We start from the raw sequence: 16,350 nt of genomic DNA, 5'->3' as shown, positions 1-16,350 counted from the left end.
ACGTGTTCTATTACCTAGATTGTCTATTGGTAAGTAAATTACCAAAGACTACCATTACGATCATTCCAACTATAGTCACAAGAATGGATATATTACTTAATGACGGCCTATCTAGCCAAATTGAAGCTAAATATCCTCCAATACTTATCACTCCCATGACTCCAAATACAATAGAGGCAAAGGTGGGTAATCCATTTGCCTGAGCATTTTCTTTGTCTCTATTGGACATGCTATTATAGCCAGCTAAGAGACCAGGGTAGAATTTGACTGCGACGGCTATTGCTAAAAAAAGTAACCCAATGTAAATACTTGCCATGATTGTTAGATTTAAGGTGTAAAAATCAGTAAAGTAATATAGCGGCTTTGGGTAGTATTAACAAGTAGTTTAGTTTGATTTAATGAAGTTCTTTTGAGGATCAAAAGGTAAAACATAAAAAGGGCTGGAAAGTTAATCCAAGCCCTTTTTCAATGTATTTAGTCTGTAAGTCAACTTATTGCAGGATCTTAGTCATCTTATCCACTTTTTTACTCAAGTCAAGAATAGCTTTAGAATAGCGGGCATCCCATTCTTCCAGACGCTCTGTAGATTTGGTTTCTACTTCATATTTGATACCTGGCAAAATCCAGGAAGCATATCCAGAGAATGGATCAGTACTAACATAGAGTGATCTATACCAGCTTCCGAAATACATTCCTTTAGGATCAATCCAGCTTTTCTCAAGAGATATCAAATCTTTGTTCAATAAATGAATTTCTTTTTCCGAAAACTCTTTTGAAGACAACGCTTTATTCATAGCAGATTCGTATGCTGCAGCGCTAGTTTTTAGTTTATCTATTGCTTCATCTACTTTGTCAAAGGCGGTAAATCCAGGATCGATTTCCTGTACTGATTTCACTGCATTGTCAAAATGCATTCTTAGATCCTGAGCGTACCGCGGCACATCATAGGGGATGATGGTGGCATTTGCCAATCTCAGAGTTAGGACGCCAATCACGGAAGCTACTGTTCCACCCATTTTGAAAGTAGGGTCTACAAATTTGCTGTAATAATGAAAGTTGTCATAATTGGAATGGTAGGCAGATGTACCACCAGCTCCACCACTCATACTTGGCACCCCGGCATACATGTAGAAAGCTATGTGATCTGATCCACCACCTAAGTTACCTATTCTTGGTTCTTCATTGCTTCCAGCCCAGACCTCAAAAACGGTCTTGGAAGAATCTGGATAGGCGACTTCTTTGGAAGCCTCAATGATCAGATTTTTCAAAGTAGGAGCTGCTGATACACCAAAGTTTCTACCTGATACTGCCCCGTCAAAATTCATATAAATGACAGCTTTGGCACCCAATTCATCTTTGAATTGCTCCACCCATTCTGTAGAACCTATTACACCTTGCTCTTCGGCATCCCAGTGCCCGATCAATATAGATCTTTTTGGAACTTCCCCGTTTTTCACCAATTCACCTATTGCCTCCGCCAAGGTCAACATCATCGCAGTACCTGAATTAGGGTCTGTAGCTCCAAAACTCCAAGCATCGTAGTGGCTTCCTAGAATGATCCATTCATCAGGAAACTCACTGCCCTCAAACTTTCCTACTATATTATTTGCACGGATGTAATCAACTTGTTGCTCCACTTTCACACGTACTTTTAGATCAGAGCCACCAGTTAATTTGTATTCAAAAGGCAATCCGCCTTGCCATTCTTCCGGCACCGAGGAGCCTTTCATTCTACTTAAAATCTCCTTTGCCGCGCCATATCCTATTGGGGAAACTGGAATTGTGTGAAAAGCCACATCTTTAGGATCCAGGCGTTTTACTTTTTTATCACCATCCAACGGTAAAGCCGGTTCGAATGGTGTCAAAGGATCACCGGTATAATCCAGTGTCAATAAAGAGCCTCTTTGGATAGTAGTTTCATTATAAAATGGACCATCTGGGTAGACGTCACCTTTGCCAAATCCAGAATCATTAGGGTCAGTGTAAATGATCAAAGCAGCAGCACCATATTGCTCCGCAAACTGCGCTTTGTACCCCCGGAAATTTCCTCCATAGCGAGCTATTACCACTTTACCTTTGAGATCAACTCCCATTTCAGCAAGTTTCTCGAAGTCTGCTTTTACTCCATAGTTTGCATATACTACTTCTGCGGTGACATCTCCCGATCCAGAGTAGGCATTGAATCCCTTGTGAAGTCTCGAATCAGTAGAAAATGGATCACCTTCGATAGGACCCTCTTGTTGGGAAAGAAGTATTTTCTCAGGAGTGATAATTTCCAGAAGTGATTCTCCAGGATCATTTGGCAAATAAACATCGTAAGGGTAGGAGGTCACATCCATTCCAGCATCACTCATAACTTTGGTCATGTATGCAGCGACAGCTTCATTCTCTGGAGTTCCAGCGATGTGTGGGGCTTTGGTGAGTTCCTGCAAGTGAACCTTAAAACGAGCAAAATTTACAGCTTTGAGGTATTCTTCCTCTATCGCTTTTTCGGAAGCAGCGTCTTTAGGATAAAATCCCGTGACTTGCTGACTGAATGTGGGTAAGCTGAAGCCTATAGCCAAAGCAAACCCTAAAATAGGCTTGTGTATAGTCATGGTTGATTGGTGGTGATAAGTTCTGAAACTGATAAGATATGCTCTGAAGGCACATTGACAATTCTCTTGGTTCTCAAGTACCTTCCTAATTCGTATTCGTCAAAATTGGGGTTTTCTGGGTCAAAGCTCGAAATCCTTACGAGCCCTCTTGAATGAATAAACTCACCATTTCCTATCCACATTCCTACGTGGACAACCCTCTCTTTTTTCTCAGGCGTACCTTTTACTCCAAAAAACAGTAAATCTCCTACCTGAAGTTTCTCCCAGTTTTTTTCTGCATCGACTAGTTCTCCTTCGTTGATTTGCTGGCTGGCATCACGTGGAATGATTTGTCCATTGAGGTAATAAATTGTTTTAGTAAACCCGCTGCAGTCTACTCCTTTAATTGAGGTTCCTCCCCACAGATAGGGTACGCCCATCATTTGCTTGGCGGTGCTGATCAATTTTTCGGGAGCAGTGCTTCTGCTGGAAATCCAATCTTCCCACATCATAGTTTCTTCTGAAGGTATATATCCAAGTCTTCCATCTGGAAGGCTGACCTCTACAAAGCCATTATTTTCACCTTCGAAAGTTAAAATATCTCCCGCCACCAGATCGGATACCATATCTTTCTGATCGGCAGATTTCCAAACATGTCCGTAGAGTTTGTTAAATACCAGCTTTGGACGTGATAGCCACTGTTCTTGTTCCTTGGAAGTCATCAGTTGTATTCCTGCGCGGTCTACCCAGGAAAGGTATCTATCTGGAGTTTGCACCAGAAACCAACCATCCTCTTCCTTTAACACATTAAGTGGTGTACCCATAAGTGCTTGGGTTGCAAGTTCCGCAGAATGCTTAGGTTGACTTCTGATATTTGCGACAGAGATGGTGACTATGGCTTTGTTCTGGTCTCCAAGTCCTTCTTCGGGCAATCTCTTTACGGCATCAGTAAAGGAAATATTTTTGGATTTTAATTCAGAAATCAATTCATCCAAACCAGTCAACTGATCAGTCTCTCCTTTTAAAGAATCATTTTCAAAGCTTAAATCCCAAAGTGCTACTCTTTTGTCCGGGGCTAGCTCAGCACGCATCTCCTCAATAATGGGAGACACTTCATCATTTTTTGGAGGCGTTTCGCAGGCTAAAAGCGAACTTAAAATTAGGATAGTGGCAGGTAAATACAGTCTTTTCATTGGTGGTACAAAATAAAAGAAAACCACAAGATTTGCTCACTATAGAGCATTTCTTGTGGTTTTCTGATTATAATAAATCTGTTAATTGATTTTCAATCCAGGAGAACGCTCAAGAAACTCCTGATATAGTCTGATCTGTCTGTTGGAAAGCGGCATTCTATAACCATCAATAAAAACATGCATGATCTGAGTCTTGGTCTCAAAAGGATCTCCATCTGAGATAATCAAGTTGGCAACTTTTCCCTCTTCCACTGAGCCATATTGATCCGCAACTCCAAAGATCTCCGCAGGTGTGATCGTCACTGCTTTCCAAGCTTCTTCTTTTCCCATTCCATAAGCGGCGGCAAATGCAGCGAAGAAAGGTAGGTTTCTCACGTTTTCTTCCCCGTTGGTACGAATAGCTACTTTCACGCCAGCTTTAGCCATTTTCCCGGCATTTGCATAAGCTGCATCGTAGCGGTCAGATTCTCTAGTGGGTAAAGCTTGGATAGGCCCTGTAACTACAGGAATACCTGCTTTGGCTATTTCCTCTGCAACTCTCCAGCCTTCAGCTACTCCTTCAAAGATTACTTTGGCACCTTTTCCCTCAATCCACTTGATAGCTGCCTGAATATCCGATGCAGTATTTACCTCTATTAGAAGAGGAAGTTCGCCTGTAGTTGCCTTTGCTAACTGAGCCATTTCAGGATAATATTCAAGCTCTGCTCCATTAGCAGTAAGGGTTGCATAGCTTTTAGCATTTTCCCAAAGCTCATTCGCTTCTTTCAATGCTTTCTCATTTGCTTTCTTGATGTCCTCATCTGATCTTCTGTCATATCTGCCTCTTCGGCCTGAGCTAGGAAAGTTCATTACTACAGCTTTGAAACCAGCATACATCTGATCTGGCGTGTATCCATTTAGATTGATCAGAGCAGCTGTTCCAGGAAATAAACCTCCCGAAGGTACGGTTAACACGGTAGTTACTCCAGATACTCTAGTCACCGGAATAGCCACAGAATTAGGATTGACAGCAGTCAATGCCTGCATATTTGGAGTGAAATTTCCCACTTCTGCATAGTCTACTGTTTCAGCGACAGAGCTTACTTCTACTAAGCCCAGCTTGGTACCGCCGTCGATCATCCCAGGATAAATAAACATTCCATTACAATCGATTACTTCTGCTCCATCAGCTGAGATATTTGCACCTATCTGTTTGATTTTTCCATCTTCTATCAATACGGAAGTATTATTCAATACACCTTTGGTAATCGTGACTACCGTGGCGTTCTGAAGTAGAAACTTACCTGTTCTTGGTTTGATAAATTCCCCGTCAATCTGTGCCATTGCCATCATGGGCAAAAGGGCAAGGAGGAAGGCGAAAAAGGTTTTGTTCAGTCTTTTCATGTCTTCTTTAGTTACGGGTGATTATTGATTTAACTGGAATAGTGAATTCGTAGTCTCAAATAGACTCTCGGTATCCTGCATACAGCGACTGTCATGTCCTTCGCTGATCATTACCTCTTCTACCATTTGTGTAGGACTGACTTTCTGTCTCTGGTCATCAGCGTCTTCTTTGATGTCGAAGTACTTCACACCATCTACGAAAGTCATCTGTGGAATGGCGTAGGAAGATAGTGGGTGACCTTCAAAAATCACCAAATCGCCTTGCTTACCTTCTTCAATAGACCCTACTAAATCAGCTATACCTAATTGTTTGGCAGGGTTGATTGTGATCATGGAGAGTGCTTGCTCGTCAGTCATGCCACCGTAGCGCTGAGTCTTAGCAGCTTCGTGGTACAGGTGACGGATAAGCTCTGCATCATCTGAGTTGATAGATGTGATCGCGCCATTTTCAGTTAAGATAGCTGCATTGTATGCAGTGGAGTAGTATACTTCAAACTTGTATGCCCACCAGTCGGCAAACACTGAAGCACCCATTGTGTATTCTGCGATTTCCGGAGCTACTTTAAAGCCTTCGTTGGTATGCTGGAAAACCAATTTAGTGATCCCAAAATCCTTTGCTACATTGATCAGCATGTATATTTCATCCGCACGGTAGGAGTGACAATGTATAATGATCTTGCCATCCAGAATGTCTGCAAGGATCTGCAATCTCTCATTATGCACAGGAGGCAAAGCAGTACTTCCTTTCTGTGAAGCAGCTTTGTTATATTCTTCCCAGGACTTTTTGTACTGGAGAGCTTCGTTAAATCCATTTCTTATAACAGCCTCGACACCCATACGAGTTCTTGGCTGTATGCCATTTCCTCTCCCATGAACTCTAGTAGGATTTTCTCCCAATGCAAATTTGATCGTGCGGGGAGCATCCTGCATGATGATATCTGCAGGATCTGAAGATCCCCATCTATGTTTCAAAGTTGCATTCTGTCCACCGATCACGTTGGCAGATCCGTGCATCGCATGAGATATGGTTACCCCACCTGCAAGTGCACGATACAGACCTACCTCAAATGGGTTAACAACGTCCTTCATCCTAACTTCAGCCACTATCGGAGAAGTGGCTTCGTTTACGACATCCAAACCTAAGTGTGAGTGTGCATCGATAATACCAGGCATTAGATATTTTCCGGATGCATCTATTGTAGTTACTCCATTTGGAGCATTGATACCTTGTCCTACTTTTTTGATAATGCCGTCCTCTACCAAAACATCAGAATTCTCTAAAGTGCCGTTGGTAATTGTAAGGACTGTGGCATTTTTGATCAAAACACTGCCTTTCTGAACCTGGGCTGAGGCAAACTGTATACTCAGTCCCAACAAGGCGGCAAGAAAATAATTTACTTTTTTCATGTCTTTATTTAGTTGCGGTTAGAGTTGGGTTGAGTGTAGCTTCGAATGGAAAAGATCCAAATTCTCCTACGGTCATGGTACCGTCAAATGAACCTTCTTCCACTGTTCCGGTGACATCTACATTGATAGTCATACCGTTTGCAGTTACTTCGAATGAAAAAGAAAGTGAATTACCGTCTAAACTAACATCAGAAATAGGGGAAGTAGCTTTACCAGAACCTGAAGGGTCATCATAAGTGATTGTACCTGAATATTCAGAGCCTTCTTTTTTGATCACTAACACTCCACCGGATGAGCCCGCCGGACTTTCTGAAGTGTAATCCCAGTTACCTTCGATTTTGACAGTGCCATTTCCGTCACCTTCCTTCGAAGCTTTCTTTTTTGCTTTGGTTTCGTAGTCAAAAACATAACCATCTACTACGACATGTTTGATTTGTGCATCTTCCTTGAATATTGAATCGGTGCTCATTACCAGATTGGCCATTTTCCCTTTTTCAATAGTACCTGCTGCCTTGCTGATACCTAGAATTGATGCAGCATTTGTAGTTAGCGCAGCTAAAGCAGCTTCTTCAGAAAGACCATTTGCAATCATTGTCTGAAGTGCTTTACTGATATCTCCAGATTTCACTCCAACGGTAGTGAAAGCAAATGGAATCTCTGCTGCTTCAAGCTTGCTGGCTTGGGCAAGTGCTTTGTCGTAAGCTTCTTTTACTCTTGCGTTAAGAGCCTTTACTTCATCTTTTGCGTCCTCTTTCTGAGCTTTGACAGCTTTGTCATCAGGGATTTCCAATTTGATCAAAACAGCCGTACCTGAAGATTTGATCAGGTCAATCACTCCTTCGTAGTCTTCCAGACCAGTCAGAACAAGTTTGAATCCTTTCTCTTTCTGCAGACTGATAGCTCTTCTGATTTCCAGATCGGATGGAGCAGAGAACAACACTGGAATCTGTCCTGAGGTCACTGCTTGCATGGCGCTATAAGTAGGAGTGATCTCCGGACGCTTCAGGCCAGCTACGGTAGTATATTTCTGAGATCTCTGTGTGGTTAGTTCAGTGTTATCATACACTTCACGAAACTTAGCCATCACACCGACTGCTGTCCCAGGATACATTCCTCTTGATCCATTGAAGTTAGCAGCCAATGCAGTATTCTCTATCAATAAATTTGTCGAGTTTTCAGAACCCAAGAGGATAATGGCACTCTTGCCAGCAATCATGCCTCCATCCGGAATGATCTGAGCAACAGTGAACCCTAGTTTCCTAAGATCATCCACTTTGCTATCAGTAATCGAAAACTGATCAACAGCAGATCTCCACGGAGTAATTCCAGCTATTTCATCAGAAGGATTGGAAGAGACAAAGTTTTCCGGTTTTTCAGGATCTTTTGGTTTAGTGATCCCAGTATCGCTTCCCCCGGCAATAAAGCCTGGGTAAATAAACAGGGAGTCGCCCGATATTAATTTGGCTTCTTTAGGAACAGTGATGTTACTTCCCACTCCCTGGATGAGTCCATCTTTGATAAGGACAGTAGCTTTCATACCTGACTTACCGGGAGCTGTGAAAACAGTTGCATTCGTAATTGCATAGGTGGCAGTGATTCGCTTCTTCCCCGATGGATCGCTTTGAGCGTAAGCCAAGGTGGATGAAAACCATCCTGCTACCAACAAGCAAAAAACACCTGCACGCAGTAGTTCTTTTTTCATATGGTGTGTTTGGTTTTAAAGTAAAGAGGAAAGGTTCAGGCTATATATTTATTGCGGTAGCAATGGTCAATATGACATCAATTTCCCCTGGGTTGATGGTTGATTTTACAAAAGCAAGCTAATAAAAGCGATTTCAGAATCCTTTTGGAATTATTTTTTACACCTAATTATTTGATCAATGGCAAGAATTTACCTTTGAAATACTCTTTCAATTCTACAAGATTCATGTTAAAAATTATGAATTTATTTGACTGGTAAATACGGCTTTGTTTTAAGCTTTAGATCTTATATTTGAGATCAGAGTTACCCACATAAGAATGAAAAAAATCCTAATTATTGAGGATGATTTGCTTATTTCCAGCCTGGTTCAGTTTCGTCTTAAGAAGGATGGATACGATACCGTACTAGTGAAAGATGGTAATGCAGGCATATTTGCAATCGATACTGAAGCCTTAGATTTGATTATCACTGACGTGATGATTCCGTTCAAAAACGGGATCGAAATCATCCACCACGCCAGACATACAAGGCCAAATGTCCCTATCATCGTCCTAAGTTCCTTAGGTGAGGAAGAAAAGATTGTCCTGGAAGCTTTTAACTTAGGTGTTTCGGATTTTATTCCAAAACCTTTCAACCCAAATGAATTGGCAATTCGCGTGAAGCGCGTACTTAAGTCATAATTCATGTTTAGTAAAAGCGCATTCACATTCGTGTTCTTGCTTTTATTTTTGGCCAAATCAGAGGTGGTTTTCGGTCAGAAAGAGCAGGTATTCGAAGATTCAACTGCGTTCATAGATTTTTTGAACAATCAGGGAGATATTCCCGGATTGAAATACCTATTAATAGATTCCTCAGGAACTGTTTTTTCGGATAGCAGCACTGATAATGTATATCAGCCGAAGCTAATATCCAATTACGGTAAGGCAATTGATTTGCGTGATAGTGTTTTTAAGACTGACTCTGTTTTTTACGCAATACAGTTTGTCGTTTACAATGATCCGAATACTTTGGAGGCTACTCAAGAATACGTCTCCAATCTGCTAAGAAATGGAGATATAGAACTCAAATCTTCAGACAACTCGTATCGCTCGGATTTGATTTCCCTTGCCAGTAGATATAGATATTCTCCACTCATCTCAGGTGCATTCTCCTTCATTGGGGATTTTAAGCTTTTTGTCGTAACGCTTACGATTACCCTTTTTATAGTATTTGCATTCGGAATGATTCTGTTTATGCTATTTCTAAAAGCGAGGAGTAACAGAAAGGAAAAGTTACTTGTACAATACGATGAGCAAATTGTAGGTCCACTCACGGAGATTTTATTTGAAAATAGCCTGGAAGAATTGGAGCACCTAAGTGATGAGGAGTTGGAGAAAAGTTTTCCAGCAAAACAGCTTAAGAAACCACTTTATGTAGATGTATTGGTGGAAAGAATATTGGCTTTGAACAAAAAGATGAAAGGGGATTTTAAGCTGAAACTTAAAGCTCTTTACAAAAGGCTGCAGCTAGATAAGGTTTCCATTGAAAAGTTACATAGCTATAAATGGGATAAGGTGGTGATGGGATTAGTGGAAATAAACGAAATGGATTTGACCGAGGCTGAGCAAGCTGTGAAGAAGTTGGTAAACTCCCCCAATTTCCAAATTCGAACCCAGGCAGTGGCGACAGTCTTAAATATTTCCTCGCGGTCTGATCTATCCTTTCTGAGAGATCAGAATTTTCCGCTTTCGCGATGGCAACAAATGAATTACTTGCGGATCATCAAGTACTTAAATTCCTCGAGAGACCTCAACATAAATAGTTTATTCAGTTCCAAAAATCAGAGTGTTCGCTTGTTCGGCTATATGTTGGTGAGGGTATTAGGCCTAGTAGAATTACTGGCAGAACTTGAAGAGAAATTTGTATCTGTCTCAGACATAGAGAAAATTGAGATTATCAAAACATTTGAATATTTGGGAATCCCAACAGAGACAGAATTAATAAACAGTAGCTTAAGAAGTAAAAACAGTGAATTGGTTTGTGCGGCAGCGAAGGCTGCAGGATCAATAGGAGACGATACTTCTGCCAGGCTGATTTGTGAGATATTAGATGATTCACCTGATTTCAAACTTAGGATGATTTTGCTGAAAAGCCTTCTTGATCTTGATAAAATACTTTATAGTCAGTATATAGAAGAAAATTCTAGTTCTCAGTTACAAAGAATAGACAGACACTTAGTAGATCCCTTGCTAAAAGATGTATAGTTTCTTGTTTTACGTCATTATGGAGGTTTTGGGGATTATATTTTTATTCCTGAGTTTCTCTGTGATCGTGACTTATTTATTTATAATGGTCCTAAGTGCACTGGAAATGCGGGATCATAGGAAGAAAGATAGATTTGCTGATTATCAGGATATTATTACTTCTCCCATTGCTCCAAGTGTTTCTATCTTGGCTCCTGCCTACAATGAAGGGGAGTCAATAGTTCAGAATGTGAAAAGTCTGTTGTCATTACACTATGGGAAGTTTGAAGTGATTGTTATCAATGATGGATCAAAAGATGATACGCTTTCTAAGCTGATCAATGCTTTTGACTTAGACATTACTGATTTTGCTTATTGTGAAGAAATTCCCGCTCAGCCTGTCCGTGGGATATATAAATCCAAAAACCGCTCCTATAACAGATTGGTGGTGATCGACAAGGTGAATGGTGGTAAGGCTGACGCTCTCAATACCGGCATCAATGTTTCCTGCAATGAACTGCTAGCCTGCATAGACGTGGATTGCATTCTATCCCACGAGTCCATCACTAAGATGGTCCGTCCATTTATGGAGGAAACAAACCGGCAAGTCATAGCAGTAGGAGGTGTAATTGGTATTGCAAACAACTGTGACGTGCAGGATGGAACAGTTACCAAGTATAGAGTGCCGACAACTTTATTGGGAAAATTTCAGGTTATAGAATACTGTAGAGCCTTTCTGATGGGAAGGATGGCTTGGACCAGAGTTAATGGACTTATGCTTATCTCAGGAGCTTTTGGTTTTTTTAAGCGGAATTTAGTGGTGGAAGTAGGAGGATATTTTCCAAAGACAGTTGGGGAAGACATGGAGCTTGTGGTGCGTATGCGACGACATATGCAGGAGCAAAATATTCCGCATAAGGTGTCATTTGTGCCAGACCCACTTTGCTGGACAGAAGTGCCTGAGAAAGAAGAGGTTCTTTCGCGTCAACGAAACCGATGGATTAGAGGTACCATCGAAACATTACAGTTACACAAAGTGATAGGAATGAATCCTAAGTATGGCATTTTAGGAATGCTGTCCTATCCTTACTGGACCGTATATGAAAAAATGGCTCCTGTCTTGGAGCTTCTTGGTGTGATATACACGTTGATTCTCATCGTTATAGGTGATTTCTCCGCCTTCTATTTTATTGCCTTGTTTGTAGTACTCTACCTACTTTCTATTCTCATATCCTCGTTTAGTATTTTATATGAGCAGCTTTCATACAATAACTATAAGGAGAAAAAGGACCTGAATAGTCTGATTATCACTGCCTTTCTCGAGCCTTTATTTATACATCCGAAGATAGTTTATTGGGGATTGAGTGGGCATTGGGACTTTATTAAAGGTAAAGGTGGCTGGGGAAATATGATTCGGACTGGCTTTAAAAAATCAGAGGATAAGAAGAATATGGAGCCTAGTACCACGAACACTTGATTATGAAAAAAGCATTTACACTTCTGATAATTTCTATAGTATTTTCTGTTGAAATCAAGGCTCAAGATTCATTCGATCCAGATGAATTGCTAGCGGAAGCCAGGACTTTGATTATTGATGGAAAATACGCTGAAGGAAGAGAAATTGCTTTTAGAGCACTTTCCAAGTATCCAGATTATGCAGACATACTGATTTTGGTTGGCAGAAGTTATGCTTGGGAAGGAAAGAATGATTCTGCATCGGTTTATCTTGAGCGCGCAATAGTTGCGGATCCTGACTACGTAGATGGCTATTCCGCCTATCTGGATAATTTGTCATGGGCAGAGCAGTATGAGGAAGCGGATGAAGTCTTATCAAAAGCTAAACAGAATTTTGGCGAGCCACTTCCCAACGAACTACGCTATAAGGAATCACGCTTGCTGTATTACAAAGAAGATTATAATGCTGCCTATAGGATAGCAGAGGAGCTATTCGAAAACAAATACAAGAAAGATGATTTGCTTGATTATATGCAGACTTTGCAGCGCTATAGAAGAAATAATGCACTGGGAATGACCTATGATTCAGATACCTTCAAAGGAGCGATCTCACCCTGGAATACTTTTTCATTTTATGCCAGAACTAGGACAAAATTCACCGGAACGTTAATTGGAAGAGTTACCCAATCTTCAAGATATGACGATTATGGAACTTTGTTTGAGTTGGACGCTTATCCTTCGCTGGGGCAAAAGGCTTATGCATATGTGAATGTTGGCGGATCTTCTGCAAGTTTTTTCCCTGAGTTTCGGTTCGGAGCATCTGTCTATTACAACTTACCAAAAGCGTGGGAAATTGAAGGCGGTTTCAGATACTTGCAATTCTCTGAAACCACTACTATATACACTGCCTCGGTAGGAAAATATCTAGGTAATTGGTGGTTCAACCTTCGTGGAAATCTAATACCGGGAACAGGAAACAGCCTTGGAACATCGGCTAATTTGCAGGCAAGGTATTATTTCAAAACCGGGGAGGATTTCTTTTCCGTGCAGCTCAGCTCTGGCGTATCGCCGGATGAGGAAACCCGCGATCCTACGCAACTTCTGAATTCCTATCGGGCACGCTTAGGATACCAGCAATTGCTAACAGATCGTTTTATGATCTATGCCTATTCAGGATATAGCCATGATGAGCTTGGTCCCAATAGATTTAGAAACAACCTTAATTTTTCTCTGGGTGTAGAATACCGGTTTTAATTGGTGAGAATGTTAACGGAAGAATCAAAAATAGTATTAAAACGGGTCCTGCCTTTTTTTCTTATTCTGATCTTTATTCCACTGATCAGCTACTTGATTTGGATAATTTACCCATCCAGAAAGATGGACATAGTGGTAGTGGATAAAACTGTACCCAATGGTAGATATCAGGAACATCAATCTATTTTTTGGGCTTTGGAATACCTAAAATTCCAAAAAAGGGAAGGTGAATTTTACAGAGATAATAAAGACTATCTTGGTTTTTTCCCGGATGGTTCTCCTTCATTTGGTACTTTCAACGGTGCAGGACAATTATCAGATAGTGAAATACTTGAAAAAGCTACCAATCTCGATGTGCTTTACTATGCAGATACATATGGAGTGTATGAGGATGATTTCACAAAGGTGAATTCCGAAGAAATCTCTGAAAAAATTTACGGAGGATTAAACAGGGGCGATATCAATTTGCTGCGAGAAGCAGCGGCACAGCATAAAACTATTATAGCTGAATTTAATACCATGGCATCACCTACCTCTGAAGGTATCAGAAGTGAGTTTGAAAACCTGATGGGACTAAAATGGACAGGTTGGATTGCAAGGTATTTCGATGAAATGGATACTACCATCAATCATGATATTCCAAAATGGTTTATTAATCAATATGTGGAGCAGCATAATAACTTTTGGGTTCCACCAGGACCTGGACTTGCTTTTGTACATCAGGATGGCAGCTTGGAAGTTTTTTCCAATAATCTGGATTATCGGGGCGCAACGCCGAAGATACGTACACAACGAATCAATCAACACGGATTTAAGCTTCCTGAAGTGGTTCCGTATCCAGATTGGTTTGATATCGTACTTATCGAGCGGGATTATCAGGTCATTTCCTATTACGATATAGATCCTACAGATGAGGGGAAAGAAAAGCTCAGAGCTATGGGTTTGCCTAGGTACTTTCCCGCAGCGGTTGTAAGGGATGTGGGAAAAGGACAATATTACTATTTCGCAGGTGATTTCTCCGACATGCAAAGCACCCTAGGATCTCCCAGATTCAAGGGCCTCCCCAAGCTCTGGAGAGGCTTTCACCTAGTCTCTGATTATACAGATAGAAAAAGCTTCTACTGGAATTATTTTTACCCATTACTTTCGCAGATTTTGGATAGAACCTATAGCGAAAAGACTGCAGACTGACACAGAAGCTTAGGGCAATAATTTTTTGGTTTGAATGATATAATTGTTTTTGTTTTTGAAATCTTCAAATTCTCCAGACAACTTATTCTTAAGATTCTGATCCTCTATTGGATCTATGTTCAATCCGTCTGTGATTACAAAAAGTTGATCTTCTGATAGGAAATACTCTCCATCTATGTATTCCATTAACTGATTTTTATTCCGCATCAACGGCATTGCAATCTTGGATTGGAAGGTCTGTGAAGTATCCATCACCTGGCCCAGCCAGATTTCCTCCTTAGGAAGATTGATGCCAACTTGGGCATGCAAAAAAGCCAATATGCTAGGAGTAATCTCAAAATGGCTTATCATTCCTTTAAAGTAAGATGGTCTATTGATCAACGGGGAATATATGATCAGAGGAACATGAAATCGATCCAGCCTGGAAGCCATCGGTATTTCCGGCAAACGATGATCTCCGGTAAAAACAAATATGGTATTCGCGAACTCAGGCTTTTTGCTGTAGGATGTGATAAATTCCTTAATGGCATCATCAGCATAGAGGATAGTCATATAAATATCCTGATAGCTTCTGTAATCTGATTTTTTCGCTTCGTCTAGCTGCAGAGTATTTTCTAAATGATCTTCAAATCTTTTGGAATAAAATTCTCTTTCCGGAACCAAATAAGGATCATGGGAAGTGATCGTTTGAAATATTCCCAATTGTGGATTGTCATTATTTTTTGGAAAATAGGAAAGGCCGTTACTAAAAGTCTCTTTATCACCATATCCCCATGTAAAACCACTGGCAGATGGCATTTTACTGTACTTTGAATCGAAGTCATCGATATCAATCAGTTGTGATACTCCTGCATATTCCAAGAATTCCTTCTGATGATCAAAATTCACATCACTTCCAGTAAAGAAGCTTGATTCATATCCATTTCTGTCCAGTACGCTGATCAAACTTTCATGATGAGGAAAATTTTGGTACATCTCCTGAAAACCTTTTTCCCCAAAAGGTAATCCCGCAAAGACTCCAGGAAGGACTCCAAAAGTTCTACCGGTTGATGAGATGGCATTAGTCCAGACAAGACTATGAGTCTCCAGAGAATCCAGAAAAGGAGTAAAACTTCCCAAATAAGCGTCCTTGCCAGAATAGGCTTTGCCCAGACTTTCTATTAGCACAAAAACAATGTCAGGGGGTGAAGCAAGACTATCAAAGTAGGGACTCAGAACATCAGGATATTCTGTGGTGTGGAGAAAAGGAAAAGTAGGATCTACGTATTCCTTTTTGATAAAGGAGGTATCATCAATGGATCGAAGATAAAAATCAAAGTAGTATTCATTTTTATAGGTGAAATAGTCGAATGCTTGCTCTGAAAGATATTTTGATTTATTCATCTCCACATTCACTTTTACATCATCGAGCGTATCGGAGTCTGTGAAAGGATAAATGAAAAAGAAGGTCACCAAGACGTACGTAATGGCTGTGAATACTCCAGATACTTTTGTGCTCAATTTTAAATATCTGGTAGCAAGACTAAAAATGTAATAAATAATACCGCTAAAAATTAAAGCTGCACCTAGGTTAGTGTAGTTCAATTGGCCGGAGGACCTTACAGTTAGGATGAGGTCATCCAGACTGTAAGCAAACAGATCTTTGCCCAGAGGTAATAGGGTTTTAAGAAAGTAAAAAATCAAAGCAATCTGTACCAAAAGAGCAAGTATTAGCAACATCTTGGTAACCCACTTAGCAAGCGTAATGGATAGTAAACTAGTAATTACATGAAGTATAAAAAGCAGACCCAGAAAATATAAAATCCAGTGAATGTCTTCAAAAAGCCCAAAAAAGACTACCTCACTGAAACTGATTCTAATGGGATGATTATGAAAAACTAAATACCATTCAACTCCCCTAACTAGCAGCATTAAGAGTGAGAAGATCAGTGACATACTCCAGAAATTGCTCAGAGTAGTTTGAATTT

Annotated in this window: 12 protein-coding genes; 5 read left to right on the top strand and 7 right to left on the bottom strand. The window is 40.5% G+C overall.

The window, feature by feature from the left end:
- Positions 1-10 precede the first annotated feature (10 nt).
- The 6 genes from AACZ73_RS20515 to AACZ73_RS20490 form a co-directional block, all read right to left on the bottom strand.
- A complete protein-coding gene (locus AACZ73_RS20515; protein ID WP_339880711.1) occupies positions 11-316 on the bottom strand; it encodes a DUF3784 domain-containing protein in 306 nt (101 codons plus the stop codon).
- Between the two features lie 175 nt (positions 317-491).
- Positions 492-2,597 carry a M28 family peptidase gene (locus AACZ73_RS20510; protein WP_339880710.1) on the bottom strand — a complete coding sequence of 702 codons (2,106 nt, stop codon included), beginning with the start codon at positions 2,595-2,597 and terminating at the stop codon, positions 492-494.
- Positions 2,594-3,769 carry a C40 family peptidase gene (locus AACZ73_RS20505; protein ID WP_339880709.1) on the bottom strand — a complete coding sequence of 392 codons (1,176 nt, stop codon included), beginning with the start codon at positions 3,767-3,769 and terminating at the stop codon, positions 2,594-2,596. Before AACZ73_RS20505 ends, AACZ73_RS20510 begins: the two co-directional genes overlap by 4 nt.
- Positions 3,770-3,850: 81 nt before the next feature.
- Entirely contained in the window at positions 3,851-5,152 is a 1,302-nt protein-coding gene (locus tag AACZ73_RS20500) for an amidohydrolase family protein (RefSeq protein WP_339880708.1), read from the bottom strand.
- Between the two features lie 21 nt (positions 5,153-5,173).
- On the bottom strand, positions 5,174-6,559 hold the full coding sequence (locus AACZ73_RS20495) for an amidohydrolase family protein (protein ID WP_339880707.1): 1,386 nt from the start codon (positions 6,557-6,559) through the stop codon (positions 5,174-5,176).
- 4 nt (positions 6,560-6,563) lie between these two features.
- Positions 6,564-8,261, bottom strand: a complete 1,698-nt coding sequence (locus tag AACZ73_RS20490) for an amidohydrolase family protein (RefSeq protein WP_339880706.1) — start codon at positions 8,259-8,261, stop codon at positions 6,564-6,566.
- Between the two features lie 317 nt (positions 8,262-8,578).
- Here AACZ73_RS20490 and AACZ73_RS20485 point away from each other — a divergent pair, with 317 nt between their 5' ends.
- From AACZ73_RS20485 to AACZ73_RS20465, 5 genes are read left to right on the top strand one after another with little or no spacing between them, the layout of a single operon-like run.
- The gene (locus AACZ73_RS20485; RefSeq protein WP_339880705.1) at positions 8,579-8,941 is read left to right on the top strand and encodes a response regulator transcription factor; all 363 of its coding nucleotides are present in this window, start codon (positions 8,579-8,581) and stop codon (positions 8,939-8,941) included.
- A gap of 3 nt (positions 8,942-8,944) precedes the next feature.
- Positions 8,945-10,504 (top strand): HEAT repeat domain-containing protein, encoded by a 1,560-nt coding sequence (locus AACZ73_RS20480; RefSeq protein WP_339880704.1) that lies wholly within the window; start codon positions 8,945-8,947, stop codon positions 10,502-10,504.
- Positions 10,497-11,960, top strand: coding sequence for a glycosyltransferase (locus AACZ73_RS20475; RefSeq protein WP_339880703.1), 1,464 nt, complete (start codon positions 10,497-10,499; stop codon positions 11,958-11,960). Before AACZ73_RS20480 ends, AACZ73_RS20475 begins: the two co-directional genes overlap by 8 nt.
- Before the next feature lie 2 nt (positions 11,961-11,962).
- On the top strand, positions 11,963-13,192 hold the full coding sequence (locus AACZ73_RS20470; protein ID WP_339880702.1) for a YaiO family outer membrane beta-barrel protein: 1,230 nt from the start codon (positions 11,963-11,965) through the stop codon (positions 13,190-13,192).
- 9 nt (positions 13,193-13,201) lie between these two features.
- Entirely contained in the window at positions 13,202-14,383 is a 1,182-nt protein-coding gene (locus AACZ73_RS20465; RefSeq protein ID WP_339880701.1) for a hypothetical protein, read from the top strand.
- Between the two features lie 9 nt (positions 14,384-14,392).
- On the opposite strand, the gene AACZ73_RS20460 is transcribed toward AACZ73_RS20465, so the two are convergent.
- Positions 14,393-16,318: an LTA synthase family protein gene (locus AACZ73_RS20460; RefSeq protein WP_339880700.1), complete on the bottom strand. Its 1,926-nt coding sequence runs from the start codon at positions 16,316-16,318 to the stop codon at positions 14,393-14,395.
- Between the last annotated feature and the right edge of the window lie 32 nt (positions 16,319-16,350).

It is taken from the genome of uncultured Algoriphagus sp., assembly GCF_963974835.1.
Classification (GTDB): Bacteria; Bacteroidota; Bacteroidia; order Cytophagales; family Cyclobacteriaceae; genus Algoriphagus.
Note: the sequence above shows the minus strand (reverse complement) of the source record. Positions and strands in the feature narration are given on the sequence as shown.